We start from the raw sequence: 16,485 nt of genomic DNA, 5'->3' as shown, positions 1-16,485 counted from the left end.
CATCGCACTCACCTGTTGACGGACTGGATCTCCTGCACGACGACATTCTGGGTGGCCCCGAAGGTACCGTCGGGCAGGGTCCCGCCCGGTGTCCCCGTGCCCGTCCAGCTGATCTTCCAGGTGATCGTGGCCTGGAGCGGATAGGAGCCCGTGCCCGAGGAGCGCAGGTATTTCACTCCACAGGGTGGCGTCTCGTCGGCCTTCCCCTTCGCGTAGGCCTCACCGATGCTGTCGTTCTTGAACTCGCAGACACCCGAGGCGGGATACGTCACCGCGTCCGAGGTACCGGGGTCGATCTTGAGGGAGTACGGGGTGGCGGTGGTCGTGGCGCTGATGCCCAGCGCGGGAACGGACGCGGTGACGGAGACCGGCTTGAACTCGGCGCCGTCCAGCCACGCCCAGGTGGGAAGGTTGACCTTCGTCCGGTCCGCCGGGGCCAGGGTCACCTTCGTGCTGGGGACACGGATCTGGTTGTAGGCGAGCTGGGAGAGGATCTCCGGGGTGACCGCCTGGGGTATGTCCGCCGGCGGGTCCTCACCCGTGTCCACCCAGAAGATGGGCTTCGTGCAGTCGAGCGCGCCGGGGTCACCCTCACGGCCCGGTGTGACGTACGAATCCCACCAGTAGCCCTTGCCCGCCTTGTCCTTGTTGAAGTCCTTGTACGGCTTCCCGTTGACGTAGCGGTCGCGCTGCGTGGCATCCCACTCGTAGCCCGTCGAGTCGGCCTCCCAGATCGGCGTCAGGTAGGCCTCAAGCGCATCGGGTGAATACTTCGGGGCGTAGTAACAGGCCGGCGGGGTCCAGGTCGTGGTCGAGGCGACGGCACCGGCCGACGCTCCGGAACCGTTCTTGGAGAGGTCGTAGACGACGGCACCGGCAGTTGCGGAAACTTTGCCGTCCTTCTGATCCCCGCTCACCTGCGTCAGGGTGCCGGGCCCCTCACCAGGAGTGGCATCAGCCCACGCCACTGGCCCAGAAGTCCACAACGCAATTCCGGCGACAAAAGCACATGCCGCCCCTCTGACTACGGCTGGCACCGAGCTGCCCCCCTGGTGGAAATAATCTGTGATGTCTGCCAGACGCCATCGGAGTTCTTGTCGAGCCTGGTGTTGTACGTGACGTAGCTGTTCTTTGTGACAGGCGTCTTGTTGATCTTGTTGGTCTTCTTGTCCTTGCTGAAGCCCTTGCTCTCGTCACCGCAGAAGGTGAGGATGGCCGCCGCCTTGCTCTTGAGCGTCACCTCGCGGTCGTAGTAGCGGATGTCGCCCGTAATCGTGACGTTGGCCTTCTTCCACTGAGCGACCCAGGTCAGCGAGGCCTCAAGAGCCTTACCCGTGGTGTAGTACGCGATTCCCTCGCCCTTGGGATCTGTCCCGGCGATGGAGGCGTCGACCGCTCTCATCATCTCTGCGTTGTCGGCGAGCACCGCGTCCTTCGCCGCATCCCCGGTATGCCCTCCCTCAAAGGTCAGCTTCACATCGGAGGGCAAGGTGATCTTAGGGCCGCTACCGGACGAAGCCGTAGGAGAGGCGCTCGGCGAAGCCGAAGTCGACGCCCCCGTGTCCGCCCCCGCGATCTTGTCGTTCGACTTGGAGCTGCCGCTGCCCCCTCCGCCGCACCCGGCAAGCAGCAGTGCGGCCGTCGCACCGGCGGTGGCTGTCGTGAGCAGGCGGAAACGGCGGGTCACGGTGGGCTCCTGGTGGGGCGGTTGGGGTCTGCGAAGCAGCGAATACGCTATCGGGGTCCATCCGGAACGCACCAGAGCGATGTGCCGCGTCCCGGCCGCACGAAGCGTGCACGGCAGATCATAGTCGGGCAACTCAACACCCTCACCTCAGCTTTGGTGCCGTCCCGTGACATCGCGACACCCCTAGGTCACCCACTGGGTAAATCGCGTCATGCCATACCAAAACACACTCCGGAGGCACCGGCGACTCCGGCCGCCCGATCACCGCGCGGCCTTCACTTCAAACCGGCGGGACCTGTAACTTCACGTGTGCACAGGTTTGTTGATGGGGCGTACGTGACGGGGGTTGCGGGGTAATGGCGGGGTACCGACCGGCGGACTGGCATCCACTCGATCTCGACCGGGACCCGACTCCGGGTGACCCGCAGCGCGTCCGCACTCTCGCGTCGCAGTTGCACGCCTTCGCCGACGATGTCTCCGACGCGCTGCGTCTGGTCAGGGGCATGGCCGGTGAGGACACCCTCCTTCAGTGGGCGGGGAAGTCGGCGGAGGTGTTCAAGGAGCAGTTCAAGGATGTCCCGAAGAACCTGAAGAAGCTGAAGAAATCGTACGAGTTGTGCGGGGACGCGCTCGCGGACTACTGGCCGAAGCTGGAGCGCGCGCAGGCGCTCGCGGACAGGGCGCTCGCCAAGGCGAAGGAGGCGCAGGCGGATCTGGCCTCCGCCAGGTCCCGGCTTTCCTCGGCCGATTCGTGGGTCACCCGCGCCACCAAGGAAGCCGACAAGTACAAGGACGATCCCACCGGGAGCAAGTCCGACGCGGACAAGCCGGACGAGGGGAAGGTGCGGGCGGCCACCCGGGACGTGCAGAGCGCCAAGTCCGCGCACAGCAACGCCCAGTCGGACGTCACGTCCGCGCAGAGTGCGCTGGACGCGGCGAAGAAGATGGCCGAGGACGCGCGGAAGATGCGTGACGAGGCTGCGGGTGAGGCGAAGCGGAGGATCGGCGAGGCGTCGGATGCCGGGATCCCGAACCGGCACTGGTGGCAGGACGTCGGGCACTGGTTCGAGGACAACTGGGACACCATCGTCACGGTCTGCAAGGTGGTCGTGGCGGTCGTCGGGATCATCGCGATGATCATCGGCGGGCCGATCCTCGGCGCGATCGTGCTGGTCGCGGCCCTGGTCGTGCTTGCGGACACGCTTTACAAGTACTCCCAGGGGCAGGCGTCTCTATGGGACGTGGCGTTCGCCGCGCTGGACTGCATACCCGGCGGCAAGGGCATCACCAGCCTCGGCAAACTCGCCAAGGGGCTGAAGGAGCTGAAGGAACTCCGCGGTGGCATGAAGGCCATGAGCCTCGCCGTCCGTGGGCTGGGCAAGAACGCGCGGGGCATGCTGGCCGAGGGCGCGGAGGGCGCGTTCAACCGGCTCAGGAGTGTGGTGCGTTCCAAGGGCAGCGACCCCGTCGACATGGCCACCGGCGCGATGTACCTCCCGCAGACCGACATCGAGTTGCCCGGCCTGCTGCCGCTGGCGTTCACCCGCCGCGTCGCCTCCGACTACCGCTGCGGCTGGTGGTTCGGCCCCACCTGGGCCTCCACTCTCGACCAGCGCCTGGAAATCGACGAACAGGGCATCGTCCAGGTCACCGAGGACGGCCTGCTGCTCGCCTACCCCCACCCCACCGCACCCCAGACCCCGGTCATGCCGGAGACGGGCCCGCGCCGCTCCCTGACCCGCCACGACGACGGCGGCTATCGGATCACCGATCCGCTCACCGGCCGCACCCACCACTTCGCCCGGCCCGCCGCCGACGGCACCGCCCTGCTCACCCGCATATCCGACCGCAACCAGCACACCATCACCTTCGAGTACGACGAGCACGGCACCCCGCTCGCCATCCGCCACTCCGGCGGCTACCACCTCAGGCTCACCACCGACGAAGGCCGCGTCACCGCCCTCGCCCTGGCCGGTGCCGCCGACGACGGCACCGATGTCGTCATCAAGCGCTACGGCTACACCGACGGCAACCTCACCGAAACGGTCAACTCCTCGGGCCTGCCTCTGCGCTTCACGTACGACGACCGGCTGCGGGTCACCTCCTGGACCGACACCAACGACAGCCGGTACCACTACGTCTACGACGACCGCGACCGCTGCGTCGCCGAGGGCGGCGACGCAGGCCACATCACCATCACCCTCGCGTACGACGGCACCGACCCCGCCTGGCCCGGCTGCCGCATCACCACCCTCACCACCGCCGAGGGCGCCGTCACCCGCTTCGTCGTCAACAGCGGCAGCCAGGTCATCGCCGAGACCGACCCCCTCGGCAACACCACCCGTACCGAGTACGACGAGCGCCACCACGAAATCGCCGTCACCGACCCGCTCGGGCACTGCATCCGTTACCTCCGCGACGGGTTCGGCAGGCCGCTGGTCATCGCGTATCCGGACGGCGCGACCGCCCGTTTCGCCTACGACCGCCTCGGCCGACAGACCAAGGCGGTCCACGCCGACGGCAGCACCTGGCGGCGGACCTACGACGAACGAGGCAACTGCACCACGGTCACCGGTCCCACCGGCGTCACCCTGGGGTACTCCTACGACGGCTCCGGCCGGCTCACGTCGGTCGTCGACGCCCTCGGCAACGTCACCCGGCTGGAAACCAACGAGGCCGGTCTCACCACCGGCCTCGTCGACCCCCGGGGAAACCAGGAGCGACGTCGGTACGACGCGTTCGGACGGGTCCGTTCGGTCGGCGACTCGGTGGGCGGCGAGGTACGGCTGTCGTGGACCGTGGAGGGCCGTATAGCCCACTGGAGGGGCCCGGACGGAACGACTGAGAGCTGGGAGTACGACGGAGAGGGCAACTGCGTCCGGCACACGGACTCCTGCGGCGCGGTCACGTCGTACGAGTACACGCACTTCGACCTCCTCTCGGCCACGACCGGTCCGGACGGAGCTCGGTACACCTATGATCACGACGCCTCGCTGCGCCTGACCCGGGTCACGAACCCGCGGGGGCTGACCTGGACGTACACATACGATCCGGCGGGTCACGTCGTCTCCGAGCGCGACTTCGACGGCCGTGTGCTGCGCTACGCGTACGACGCCTCGGGCCGGATCGCCGCCCGCGAGAACGCGCTCGGGGAGCGGATCCTCTATGAGCGCGACGTACTCGGCCAGGTCGCCGTGAAGACGGCCGGGGGCGTCGTCACGCGCTACGAGCACGACGCCATGGGCCGCCTGCTGAGCGCCGGCGTCAGCACCGGTGCCGGTGCAGGTGTCGGCGTCGGCGTCGGCGTCGGCGAATCCTCCGTACGCATCGAGAGGGACGACTGGGGAAGGATCGTCGCCGAGTCCGTCGACGGCCGTACGATCACCTTCGCCTACGACCCGCTCGGCCGACGGACCCGGCGGACCACGCCGTCCGGGCTGGTGACGGAGTACGCCTACGACGCCTACGGCCGTCGCTCCTCGCTGAGCACGGCGGACCACACCCTCCGGTTCGGCTACGACGTCGCCGGACGGGAGATCACCCGTGAGGTGGACACCGCCCTGACCGTGCACAGTGGCTGGGACCCGTCCGGCCTCCTGGCCGAACAGGTCGCGGACACGGCACGCGGTACGGTGCAGCGCCGTGGCTACAGTCGTCGTCCCGACGGCCAGGTGGTCGAGGTGGCGGAGCTGACGGGCGGCCGACGCCGTTTCGAACTGGATCCGATGGGCCGGGTCACCTCGGTCAGCGCCCGGGACTGGGCCGAGTCGTATGCGTACGACACGGCCGGCGACCAGACCGAAGCCGACTGGCCCGACACGCATCCCGCCGGGGCGGCGCGCGGGCCTCGTGACTACGAGGGCACTCGCGTCACCAGGGCCGGACGTATCCGCTACGAGTACGACGCGGCGGGCCGGCTGGTGACCCAGCGCCGGGCCCGGCTCTCCGGGCAGACGGAGACCTGGCGCTACACCTGGGATGTCGAGGACCGTCTCGTCTCGGTGGTCACCCCCGACGGGGCACTCTGGCGCTACAGGTACGACGTCTTCGGGCGCCGCATCGCGAAGCAGCGGACGGCGGCCGACGGCAACGAGGCCCGGACCGTCGAGGAGACCCGCTTCACCTGGGACGGCGACACCCTGGTGGAGCAGACGACCACGGGAGAGACGCTCTCGCACGCCACCACCGTGACCTGGGACCACGACGGTCTCCACCCGGTCGCCCAGACCGAGCGCCTGACCGACACGGTGACCCAGCGGGAGATCGACTCCCGGTTCTTCGCCATCATCACCGACCTGGTGGGCACCCCTACCGAACTGGTGGACGAGCAGGGTGAGATCGCCTGGCGGGCCCGGTCGACACTGTTCGGCGCGACGGCCTGGCCGCGGCAGGGCACGGCGTACACACCGCTCCGCTTCCCCGGGCAGTACCACGACAGCGAAACCGGACTCCACTACAACCGGCACCGCTACTACGCCCCGGAGACGGGGCACTACATCAGCCCGGACCCGCTGGGGCTGACCGCCTCACCGCACCCCACGGCGTACGTGACCAACCCCTGGACGGGCACGGACCCGCTGGGTCTCTCGCCCTACGAGCCCTTCTACCGCGTGATGTCGGAGAAGGAGTTCTCCCGGCTCGGCCCGAAGGGTGAGATCACCCCGCGTGGCGAGAACTTCGTGACCCAGGAGGAGGACTACGTCCGGGGTATCGCGGAACGCTTCGGCCGGCGCGGCGGCAGGAACGCCCAGAAGTACACGCACCTCGTCCGCTACGAAATGGAGCCGGGCACCAGGGAGGCTCTCATCGCCGCGGGGCGCGGCTCGGGCGACAACATCGCGGCGATCAAGGAGGCGTTCGGTGTGCATCTGGACGAGATCGGGGAGAGCACCCAGTTCGTGCACGTGAAGATGGAACGGGGTGGGTTGAACTTCGGTCTCCGCGAGGGCTCGGCCGACGTGTTCAACTCGAACATCCTGAGAACGACGTACGAACGGATCTGACCGGGTGCCCACGTCAGCGGCACCCGCGCCTGGAAGGTGGCACGACACGCATGTCTGCTGAATCGGCTGGAACGGCTGGATCGGCTGCCGACCGCGCTCTCCTGGAGCAGGCGGACTCCCTCGTCATCGGCGGATACGTGGGTGCAGAGCGGGCCGAGGAGACCGCGGCCGCGGTGCCTGCGGCACGGCAGCGCGTCCTCGACTGGCTGCGGATCACGTCCGCGGAGGGGGACTGGCGGCGCTTCGAACGGCTCGCGGGGCTGGCGCTGCACGTGCACCCCGATGGGCTCGGGCCGATCCTGGCGACGGTGCTGGTCACGCGACCCGCGGGGGTGAACACGGAGGACCTGGTCGACCTGCTCGGAGAGTTGCGGGCCCCGGAGGGAGTCGAGCCGGTCGCCGCCCTGGTGCGGGAGCGGAAGTCGACGGACGGCCCTTACTTCTCCTTCTGCGTCAAGGCCATCCAGGCACTGGGCGAGATCGGCACCCCGGACGCCGTCGGCTTCCTGCGCGGTGTCGCCACCGGCGATCCGGCCGCCTGGCCCGACCCACTGCGCTGGCACGCCGCGGAGGAACTGGGAATCGAGGACGAACTCGGCTTCGACGAGGACCGGATGCTGGGCGGACCATGACCGAGACGCATCCGCCGGGCAGGGAGGGCGACGAACGGGGAGACATACGGCCCTGCGCGTCCGTCCCGCGCCCGCGACGGACGCGCCCTACTGGACGCTCGGGGCCTGACCGCCCTTCCTCACGACGTACGCGGGAGGCAACTGACCGAGTGGCATGCCGCCCGACGGTCCGGACGACACGCAACCGACGCCGGACGCCCCGGAAGGAACCATGGATCTCCAGGACACCGTCAGGAGTGGTGGCCGACGAAGGAGGGCTCCCTGTCATCGCCCGTTCCTTGAGCGGTCAACGGGTCTGCCCGGTCAGCGCCGAGGGGTCCGGGTACGGCTTCTCACAACGCCCGTCGGCGCGCCCGCCCCCGGCGGGACCCGTTCGGCCACAGACGCGGCCGCCGCCCCGCCGCCGCGTCCTCCACCCAGCCGAACGCCGTCACCATCGCCGCGATCAGCGGCCAGACCAGCACGAACATCCAGAAGCCGTACGTGGAGTCCAGCAGCCCCGCCGCCCGGTCCGACGCCATGAACGGGAGGTCGTACGCCAGGTCGATGATCGGGACCGTTGCCATGATCAGCATGTTGTGCCAGAGGTAGATGGTCACCGCGCGGTTGTTGGACAGGGTGATCAGTCCGTCCCAGCGGCGCAGGCCGCCCGGCAGCTCCCGCCAGGACGGGGCGTACTGCAAGAGGATCAGGACCGCCCCGAACGACCAGCACGCCTGGGCCGGCGGGATGTCGTTGAGGTCCCAGCCGTCGGGGCCCTGGTGGCCCGACGCCCACCACAGGCCCAGCCCCATCACCAGGCAGGACAGCGAGACCGCCGCGTAGCGGGGGACCCGTGCGAGTACGCCTTCGTGATGGGCGAAGCCCAGGATCCAGCAACCGCCGTACACGGCGAAGTCCGTGACCGCGTTGCCCGTCTCGCCGGGGATGCCCACCAGCCCCGTGCCCACCACCGCCGTCAGTGCCAGGGGGGCCAGCGTCGTCGGCAGCGGCCACTTGCGGAACGCCCGCAGGAGGAACGGGGACAGCAGGACGAACCACAGGTAGGCGCGGAGGTACCAGAGCGGGCCCGCCGCCTGTTCCGCCCAGGTGTCGTCCAGCAGGCCCGACGCCGAGCCGAGGTGTTCGGGGTAGGGCGGGGCGCCGATCGGGAGGACGTAGTAGAGGAGTTGGGAGCAGTTGGTCCAACCGCCGCCCAGGTCGGGGTCCTTGAGGGGGTTCCAGCCCGCCGTGAGCATCATCGTCAGCAGGACCGCGCCGAACAGCCAGAGGGGCGGCAGGAGTCGGCGGAGCCGGGCGCGGATCACGCTCGGTGCCGAGCGGCTCGGACTGTCCAGGCTGCGGGCCAGCAGGGAGCCCGCCAGCGCGAACATCACGCCCATGGAGGGGAAGAGGACGGTGAGCCAAGGCCAGCCGAAGAGGTGGTAGACCACCACGCGGACCAGGGCCAGGGAGCGGAGCAGGTCGAGGTAGCGGTCCCGGCCGGCGCCGGTGCCCGCCCTGTCCGGTGCGACCGGCGTCGCTTCTGCCCGGGTCATGCCGCCTGCCTCTCCCCCGCGGCGCCCGGCGCGGCCCCCACCACTCCGGTCCGCCGCAGCTTCTGCCAGCGCAGGCGGCCGCCGGTCAGCGCCGTGATCCAGGACTGGAGCAGGACGACGTACATGAGCTGGCGGTAGAGGAGTTGCTGGAGCGGCAGCGAGACGAGGTGGGTCATGCGTTCGCGGTCGAGGTGGAAGGCGTAGGCCGCGCAGGCCGCCTGGACCGCCAGCACCCCCAGCCAGGCGCCGATCGTCCGCTGCGTCGGGCCGAAGACGATGCCGTAGAGGAGGAAGGCGTCGATCAGGGGGGCGAGGAGCGGGGCCACGACCATGAAGAGGGACACCAGGGGGAGGCCGACCCTGCCGAAGCGGCCGGACGGGCCGCGGTCCAGCATCGCTCCCCGGTGTTTCCAGATCGCCTGCATCGTGCCGTACGACCAGCGGTAGCGCTGGGACCAGAGCTGGGAGACCGACTCGGGGGCCTCGGTCCAGGCGCGGGCCCGTTCCGCGTAGACCACGCGCCAGCCGTCGCGGTGGAGCGCCATCGTGATGTCGGTGTCCTCGGCGAGGGTGTCGTCGCTCATGCCGCCGACCCGTTCGAGGGCGGTACGGCGGAAGGCGCCGACCGCTCCGGGGATGGTCGGCATGCAGCGCAGCACGTCGTACATCCGGCGGTCCAGGTTGAAGCCCATCACGTACTCGATGTGCTGCCAGGCGCCGATCAGCGAATCCCGGTTGCCGACCTTGGCGTTGCCGGCGACCGCGCCGACGGCCGGATCGCCGAACGGCTGGACCAGCTCCCGTACCGTGGCCGGTTCGAAGACCGTGTCGCCGTCCATCATCACGACGATGTCGTGACGGGCGTTCGCCAGGCCCCGGTTGAGGGCGGCCGGCTTGCCCGCGTTCTCCTGCCGGACCACCCGGACGCCCGGCAGGTCCAGGTTCTCCACGATCCGTGCCGTGCCGTCCGTCGAACCGTCGTCGATGACGACGACCTCGACCGGGTGTTCGCTCGCGGTCAGTGAACGAACCGTGTTCTCAATGCACTTGGCCTCGTTGTACGCGGGGACGAGCACCGACACCGGTTCGGTCACCGGGCGGCCCCAGCAAAAGCGCCGGCCGCGGACCCGGCGGGCGTGCACGACCGACAGCCAGAGCATCAGGGCGAACCGCGCCAGCACGGACGCGCCGATCACCGCCAGGCCGACCACCAGCACCCCGGTGACGCCGTCCGCCGCCTGGACCAGGAGGACCCAGGCCCTGCCCGCCCAGAGGCCGGGGCCGGCGACCGGGGTGTGGGCGCTCGGCGCGTTCAGGGCCTCGGTGAGGTTGTCGAAGGTGTAGCCCTGCTGTTGCAGACGGGGCAGGAGCCGGTCCAGGGCCTGGACGGTCTGGTGGCGGTCGCCGCCCGAGTCGTGCATCAGGACGATCGCGCCCTTGCCGGCGCCCGGGGTGGCGTTGCGGACGATCCGGCCGACGCCCGGCTTGCGCCAGTCCTCGCTGTCCCTGTCGTTGACGACGGTGATGTAGCCACGGCTGCCGATGTACTCGGTCACCGGCCAGGAGAGGTCGTCCATCGCGTCGGCGGAGGAGGAGTACGGCGGGCGGAACAGGGAGGTCCGGATGCCGGCCGCGCCGGTGATCGCCAGCTGGGTCTGGGACAGCTCCCAGTCGACGCGCTTCTTCGACTGGTACGACAGGTCGGGGTGGTTGAAGGTGTGCACGCCGACCTCGTGGCCCTCGGCCACCATGCGCCGGACCAGCTGCGGGTAGCGGGAGGTCATGGTGCCGGTGACGAAGAAGACCGCGTGCGCGTGGTGCTTCTTCAGGACGTCCAGGACCTTCGGGGTCCAGGCCGGGTCGGGGCCGTCGTCGAAGGTGAGGACCACGTGGCGGTCGGGGACGCGCAGTGACGTCGTACGGCCGCCTCGGGTGTCGATGACCGGGCCGCCGTCCAGGATCTTCTCCGGGACCCGGTCGGAGGCGGCCTCGGGGCGGATGCGGTGGTCGGCGAGGATCTCGCTGTGCACGTAGCCGCGCAGCATCAGCATCGCCATCAGGGCGGCCAGCAGGAGGACGGGCAGCGTCAGACGCATGGGCAGGCGGCGGCGCCGGGAGGCGTCCGCGGCGTTGGCGCGGCGCCGGGTGCGGGCGGCCATGGCGTTGGCGCGGCGCCGGGTGCGGGCGGCCATCAGAGGACGGGAGCGGGAGCGGAGGCGGCAGCGGCGCCGGTGTGCGGGGCCGCGCCCTGCGCGACCGGGCCGCCGGTCGGGGCGGCCGACTCGCTGGGCGAGACCGGAGGCGGCGACGAGGCCGGTGAGGCCGGCGCGTCGGAGGAGGGCGTCACCGCGGACGGCGAGGCGGACGCGGACGGCGAACCCGGCTTCGGCGAGGAGCCCGTCAGCCCCGCGGACGACGTCGGCCGCGCGGACGCCGACGCACTCGGCCGGGCGGTGCCCGTTCCGGCGCCGGGAGCCCGCGGGGAGGCCCCTGCCGACGGGGTCGTGCCGCCGTTCACGGGCGGACCGGCCACCGAGGCGCCGTCGTCCGAGGAGCGGGACGGGTGCGAGGGGCGCGGCGAGTCGTCGACCCTGCCGGCCGGCCTGTCGCCGTTCTGCCCGGGTACCGGCAGCCAGGGCGCGTCGGAACTCCCGGACAGCAGGGTGGCGACGATGACGACCGCGTAGACCGCGCAGACCAGGCCGACGGCCATCCCGATCCTGCGGAACCGACGGCTGCGACGCCCCGACTCGTCCACGAAGACGGGGGCGGGGACCGGGGCGGCGACCGGGGCGGGACCGGAGGCGGCGATGCCGTCGATGGCGCCGGAAGCGTCGGCGGCACGAGGCCGGGTCGGCCATGTCCGCGCCGCCGGCCATAACGGCCTTGTCGGGCCTGGCGATCCGGTCGGGCCGGTCGGGCCTGGCGGTCCTGTCGGCCGTATTCGCACGGAACCGACGTCGTTCTGGACGGTCACCTCGTCGGGGTCGTTGACGGGGTCCGGGGCCCGGTCGCGGATGAACACCGGGATCGGCGGCTCGACGACGCTCCACGGGTTCCGTGACGGCCCGGCGGCCCGCAACACCTCGGTCGCCCCGGCGGACCCGGTGGCTCCGGCGACCCCGGCGGACCCGCTCACCCCGTCGGCCCCGGCAGCCCCCGCCGCTCCACCGCCGTCGGCCCCGGCCGCGCCACCGCCGTCGGTTTCCGCAGCGGCCGGCTCCGCTCCGTCGTCGCCCGTCACCGGCACATCCCTGGCATCCAGGGCTGCCTCCGGCCATTCGGGTTGGGTTTCTTCTCGCCAATTCTTCACGCGCGTACATCCCCCCACGGGACTGTTCCGGGCGCGCTGACGAACCCGAGCACACGTCACCGGAACGGGCCCCCACCCGCTCCGAACGCCCCCTTCCAGCTCTCCGCGCTCGGGTCCATGAAGCTAGCGCACAGGGAAGACCCGTGTTCCCGATGTGTCATTTGTGGTCGTCCATCACCTCTTGATCACTGGCCGGAATCCATCCGTCGGCCGGCCACTGAAGCCACCCTTCCGCGCGCCCGGTCTCGGCGGCCGCCCGGCGCAGCGCGTCGACTCCCGGATGGACCAGCCCCTTTCGCCACACGAGCGACACGGGCGACAACGGGACCGGATCGACCAGGGGCCGCGACACGCTTCCAGGTATGGCCGGAAATCCCACTACCGCGAGAATGGGATACCGGTCTTTGGCCATGACTCGCCGGAACTCCTCCTCCCCGACGGCCAGCGGCAGAGGCGGCGCGACCGCGATCCCTCGGCCCTCGAAGAGCCGAAAGGTCAGGTCAGTCCATTCCAGGGTGCGTTCGTTGCCGGCACCGGCGTACACCGTCTCGCCCGCCAGCGCACACAACGGCACCGCGTCCAGGGCCACGAGCCGGTGATCGGAGGGGAGAATTACGGCCATGGGTTCGAACCGTACGGGCTGTTGTTCGAGCCCGGAGCGCAGCGCCGGATCCAGTCCCGCGAACCGCCCGAAGGACGCGTCGAGCCGGCCCGCGAGGAGTTCGGCCGCCGCTCCGGTGAGCCCGCTCTCGTAACGGGCCATCAGCTCGCAGTCGGGGGCGAGTTCACGGGCGCGGTGCAGGACGCGGCGGGCGGTCTCCAGGCCCGGCGAGTTGAGGTCCACCAGCAGCGGCCGGGCCTGTCCGAACGCGGCGAGCAGGGCGTCCTGGGCGGCCAGCGCCCGGCGGGCGTACGGCAGCAGCCGGACGCCGTCGGCGGTGAGGCTGACCTGCCGGGTGCTGCGGAGGAACAACTCGGCGCCCAACTCCCGCTCCAGTCGCCGCACATCACGGCTGAGCGCCTGCTGGGCGACATACAGCCGGGCGGCGGCGCGGGTGAAGTGCAACTCCTCGGCGACGACGACGAAGACACGCAGGAGCCGGGGGTCGATGTGGGCGGGGGAAGCGGCCATCGGGCGAATTTACCGGTACCGCACCGGGCACCCGGCCGATGCCCCGTCGGGCAGTCGCCGACGCGTCGGTGGGGACATCGCCGGTGCACCATCAGGCACTGTTTCCGGCAACGTGGCAGGAAACGGCAACTGGACCGGCCCGCGGGCGAGTCGGCGGGCGATGAGACGACGTGCCGCGGCCGGGACCCCGGTCCGGCGTTAGTAGCATCGGCGCCCTGGCGCCGCCGGACGCGTTCGCCACCGCTCTTCCGGAAGGACGCGACAACAGTGCCGTCTCCACTGCCCCGGCGGCCGAAGGGACCGTCGGCCATCGCCGCGGCGTCCGCCTCCCGCACCAAGCCGGACCCCGGCCCCGCCGCACCGTCCATGTCCACCGCGGCGGCCGCGTTCACGACGGAGAGCCCGGTCCCCCCTCAGCGGACGGCCATAGCCGCCGACCCACCGCGCGACGGCACCGAGCGCGTGGCGAACGAAAGCGAGCAGCGAAGCCGGAAGACCAACGGCACCCCACCGCACCACACCGACAGCCCCGCACGGCACCACACCAGCGCCCCCGCGGCCAAAGCCACCGCCGGCCCAAGGACCGAAGCCACCACCGGCCCAGGGACCAAAGCCACCACCGGCCCAAGGACCAAAGCCACCACCCGCCCAGGGACCAAAGCCACCGCCGGGCCGGGGACCGCAACCGCTCCACGCCCCCCGGCCGGCGGCACCGCCCGGCGCCGGTTGCCCCGGGCGGTGCTCCTGACCGGGGTGTCCGTGGTCGTGACCGCGCTGATCGGTGGCGCCTTCCTCGTGGGCAGGGCCGTTGACGACGGCACCCGGTCGTCGGACCCGGCGTCCGGCGCCATGCCGGGCGCCGCGGAGGACGGCGGCTCGTACGACGGCGCGCCGAGCCTGCTCGGCCCGCCCCCGCCGTCCGTATCACGGTCCGCCTCGCCGTCCACGTCAACGTCGGCGGCCGCCGACGGCACGTCGTCGCAGCCGTCGGCCACGAAAGCCGCCAAGGACCACGGCTCCGCCACCCGCTCATCGACCGCGTCGGCAACCACTGCCGCTGCCGCTGCCACGGATGCCGGCCGGACCCGGGCGAAGTCGGGCGGCGACGACGCCGACTCCTCCTGCGTCTCCGCCGCGGGCTCGGGCGCCCTCACCGACTACTCCGTCTGCGTGTCGTCCGGGACGGTCACCTTCCGGGTCACCTTCCACACCTCGCAGCCGTACTACCACGTCTTCTTCGACACCGACGGCAACTCCGCGACCGGTTACCGGCTCCCCTATCCGTCGCCCTCGGCCCTCGGCGCCGACTACATGATCGAGAACGACGGCCTCTACCGGAGCCGGTCGACCGACTGGAGCTGGACCGAGACGGCGACCCGCCCGAAGCGGACGGTCGACGGCTCGACGCAGACCTGGACGCTGCCGCTGAGCGGGCTCGGCTCACCGACCGGCACCCAACGGGTCGAGTTCAACGCCGGATCCGACTACACCCCGGTGATCACCTTCAGCCCGAGGTAGCCCGAGTCCGGGCGCCCCCGCATCCTGGACCCGCCGGACTCACAACAACAGTGCGTGAATCGGCGCCGACCAGGTGTTGGACCCCCTGACCGGTCCGGGGCGACGGTGGTGTCCATGCCACAACCGACCAGGCCGGGCCCACACGAGACCGCCCGCCCCACCCACACCACTCACACCACTCACACCACCCATCACTCCCGCCCCACCCAAACCACCCACACCACCCATCACTCCCACCACCCCCGCCCCACCCACACCGTCACCGCCCACACCGTCACCGCCGACTCCCTCGTCACCGTCGATTTCGGCCCCCGCTTCCACCGTCGCCCCGACCAGCGCCACCCCCCTCGGGCCCGCCTCCGGCGCCGCACCCTCCGGGCCGCCCTCCGCCACCGCACTCCGCAGCCCCGCCCCCGCCGTCACCCGCCCGGCCCTTATCGCCGGCTCTTCGCCCGCCCCGGCACCCGGGCCTTCACCGCCGGGAACCTGCTGGCCCGGCTCCCCATGGGCATGTTCGGCGTGAGCGCGGTCGTGATGATCGCCGGGTCGCGCGGCTCGTACGCCCTCGCCGGTGCCGTCACCGCGACCGGCCTCGCCGCCACCGGACTGGCCGGACCCTGGATCGCCCGGCTCGTCGACCGGTACGGACAGGCCCGAATCGCCGTGCCCGCCACCGTCACCGCCGTGCTCGGCAGCCTCGCCCTGCTGCTCTGCGTCCGGTACGGCGCCCCGGACTGGACCCTGTTCGCCGCCTACGCGGCCACCGCCGCCACCCCCAACCTCGGCGGCATGTCCCGGGCCCGCTGGGCGCACCTGCTGCGCGACGACCCGGGCGCCCTGCACACCGCGAACTCCTTCGAACAGGCCGCCGACGAGCTGTGCTTCATGCTCGGCCCGGTCCTCGCCTCCTTCCTGACCGGCGCCTTCTTCCCGGAGGCCGGCACGCTGGCCGGCGCGGTGCTGCTGCTCACCGGGGCCCTGCTGTTCACCGCCCAGCGGGCCACCGAGCCACCGCCCCGGGCCGGTACGGGCACCGCACGCACACCGCTGCGCATCGGCCCGCTGCTGGCCGGGTTCGTCGCGACCGGCGCGGTGTTCGGCTCGATGGAGGTCGTCACCATCGCCTACGCCGACGCCCAGGGCCACCGCTCGGCGGCCGGTGCCGTGCTCGCCCTCCAGGCCGCCGGCTCCTGTGCCGCGGGCCTGCTGTACGGGGCGCTCGGGCCGGCCGGACCGGCCGAACGCAGGCTTTCCGGCTGCCTGTTGTCGATGGCGGCGCTGATGTCCCTGCCCCTGCTCGCGGTCCGCGCCTTCGACACCCTCTGGGCCCTCGCCCCCGCGCTGCTCGCGGCCGGCATGGCGACCGCCCCGACCATGGTGACCGCGATGACCCTGGTCCAGGAGCGCACCCCCGCGGACCGCCTCAACGAGGGGATGAGCCTGGTCGTCACCGCGCTGCTGACCGGCATCGCCTGCGGCTCCGCGCTCGGCGGCTGGGCGGCCGAGCACGTCTCGCCGACGGCGGCCTTCGCCACCCCGGCCGCGGCGGCCGTCACGGCCCTCGTCGTCAGCATCGCCAGTCGAATCGCTTCCGCCAATTCCCTCCACACCCATTGACGCCTCCACAGCCCGCACCTACCGTCCTGCGTCGAAGCGCTTCGA

10 protein-coding genes are annotated in these 16,485 nt (G+C 71.3%); 4 read left to right on the top strand and 6 right to left on the bottom strand.

What is annotated here, in order from left to right; all coding sequences use genetic code 11:
- Positions 1-8 precede the first annotated feature (8 nt).
- Complete coding sequence (locus tag IEZ11_RS41455; RefSeq protein WP_189268228.1) at positions 9-1,037, bottom strand: hypothetical protein; 1,029 nt, start codon at positions 1,035-1,037, stop codon at positions 9-11.
- Complete coding sequence (locus IEZ11_RS41450; RefSeq protein WP_189268227.1) at positions 1,025-1,687, bottom strand: hypothetical protein; 663 nt, start codon at positions 1,685-1,687, stop codon at positions 1,025-1,027. Before IEZ11_RS41450 ends, IEZ11_RS41455 begins: the two co-directional genes overlap by 13 nt.
- Positions 1,688-2,043: 356 nt before the next feature.
- On the opposite strand from IEZ11_RS41450, the gene IEZ11_RS41445 reads away from it, so the two are divergent.
- Both IEZ11_RS41445 and IEZ11_RS41440 read left to right on the top strand, forming a co-directional pair.
- Complete coding sequence (locus IEZ11_RS41445; protein WP_189268226.1) at positions 2,044-6,690, top strand: DUF6531 domain-containing protein; 4,647 nt, start codon at positions 2,044-2,046, stop codon at positions 6,688-6,690.
- A gap of 50 nt (positions 6,691-6,740) precedes the next feature.
- Complete coding sequence (locus tag IEZ11_RS41440; protein ID WP_189268225.1) at positions 6,741-7,322, top strand: HEAT repeat domain-containing protein; 582 nt, start codon at positions 6,741-6,743, stop codon at positions 7,320-7,322.
- A 332-nt stretch (positions 7,323-7,654) separates the two neighbouring features.
- Here IEZ11_RS41440 and IEZ11_RS41435 read toward each other — a convergent pair whose 3' ends face one another.
- The 4 genes from IEZ11_RS41435 to IEZ11_RS41420 all read right to left on the bottom strand — a co-directional run bounded on the left by IEZ11_RS41435 (position 7,655) and on the right by IEZ11_RS41420 (position 13,305).
- Positions 7,655-8,860, bottom strand: a complete 1,206-nt coding sequence (locus IEZ11_RS41435; protein ID WP_189268224.1) for an acyltransferase family protein — start codon at positions 8,858-8,860, stop codon at positions 7,655-7,657.
- Positions 8,857-11,019 (bottom strand): bifunctional polysaccharide deacetylase/glycosyltransferase family 2 protein, encoded by a 2,163-nt coding sequence (locus tag IEZ11_RS41430; protein ID WP_189268257.1) that lies wholly within the window; start codon positions 11,017-11,019, stop codon positions 8,857-8,859. Before IEZ11_RS41430 ends, IEZ11_RS41435 begins: the two co-directional genes overlap by 4 nt.
- Positions 11,020-11,051: 32 nt before the next feature.
- Positions 11,052-12,104, bottom strand: coding sequence for a hypothetical protein (locus IEZ11_RS41425; protein WP_189268223.1), 1,053 nt, complete (start codon positions 12,102-12,104; stop codon positions 11,052-11,054).
- 226 nt (positions 12,105-12,330) lie between these two features.
- On the bottom strand, positions 12,331-13,305 hold the full coding sequence (locus tag IEZ11_RS41420) for a LysR family transcriptional regulator (protein ID WP_189268222.1): 975 nt from the start codon (positions 13,303-13,305) through the stop codon (positions 12,331-12,333).
- Between the two features lie 765 nt (positions 13,306-14,070).
- On the opposite strand from IEZ11_RS41420, the gene IEZ11_RS41415 reads away from it, so the two are divergent.
- Positions 14,071-14,823: a hypothetical protein gene (locus IEZ11_RS41415; RefSeq protein ID WP_189268221.1), complete on the top strand. Its 753-nt coding sequence runs from the start codon at positions 14,071-14,073 to the stop codon at positions 14,821-14,823.
- A gap of 504 nt (positions 14,824-15,327) precedes the next feature.
- Entirely contained in the window at positions 15,328-16,440 is a 1,113-nt protein-coding gene (locus IEZ11_RS41410) for an MFS transporter (protein ID WP_189268256.1), read from the top strand.
- Positions 16,441-16,485 lie beyond the last annotated feature (45 nt).

This window comes from Streptomyces fuscichromogenes (assembly GCF_014645815.1).
In the GTDB taxonomy this organism is placed as follows: Bacteria; Actinomycetota; Actinomycetes; order Streptomycetales; family Streptomycetaceae; genus Streptomyces; species Streptomyces fuscichromogenes.
The sequence above is the reverse complement of the archived record's forward strand: the minus strand, read 5'-3'. Positions and strand labels throughout refer to the sequence as shown.

Bases quoted from the DNA above. Each gene is read 5' to 3' on its own strand.
- IEZ11_RS41430 (WP_189268257.1), bottom strand. From the start codon at position 11,019: ATGGCCGCCCGCACCCGGCGCCGCGCCAACGCCGCGGACGCCTCCCGG.
- IEZ11_RS41420 (WP_189268222.1), bottom strand. From the start codon at position 13,305: ATGGCCGCTTCCCCCGCCCACATCGACCCCCGGCTCCTGCGTGTCTTC.
- IEZ11_RS41410 (WP_189268256.1), top strand. From the start codon at position 15,328: ATGGGCATGTTCGGCGTGAGCGCGGTCGTGATGATCGCCGGGTCGCGC.
- IEZ11_RS41445 (WP_189268226.1), top strand. From the start codon at position 2,044: ATGGCGGGGTACCGACCGGCGGACTGGCATCCACTCGATCTCGACCGG.
- IEZ11_RS41435 (WP_189268224.1), bottom strand. From the start codon at position 8,860: ATGACCCGGGCAGAAGCGACGCCGGTCGCACCGGACAGGGCGGGCACC.
- IEZ11_RS41440 (WP_189268225.1), top strand. From the start codon at position 6,741: ATGTCTGCTGAATCGGCTGGAACGGCTGGATCGGCTGCCGACCGCGCT.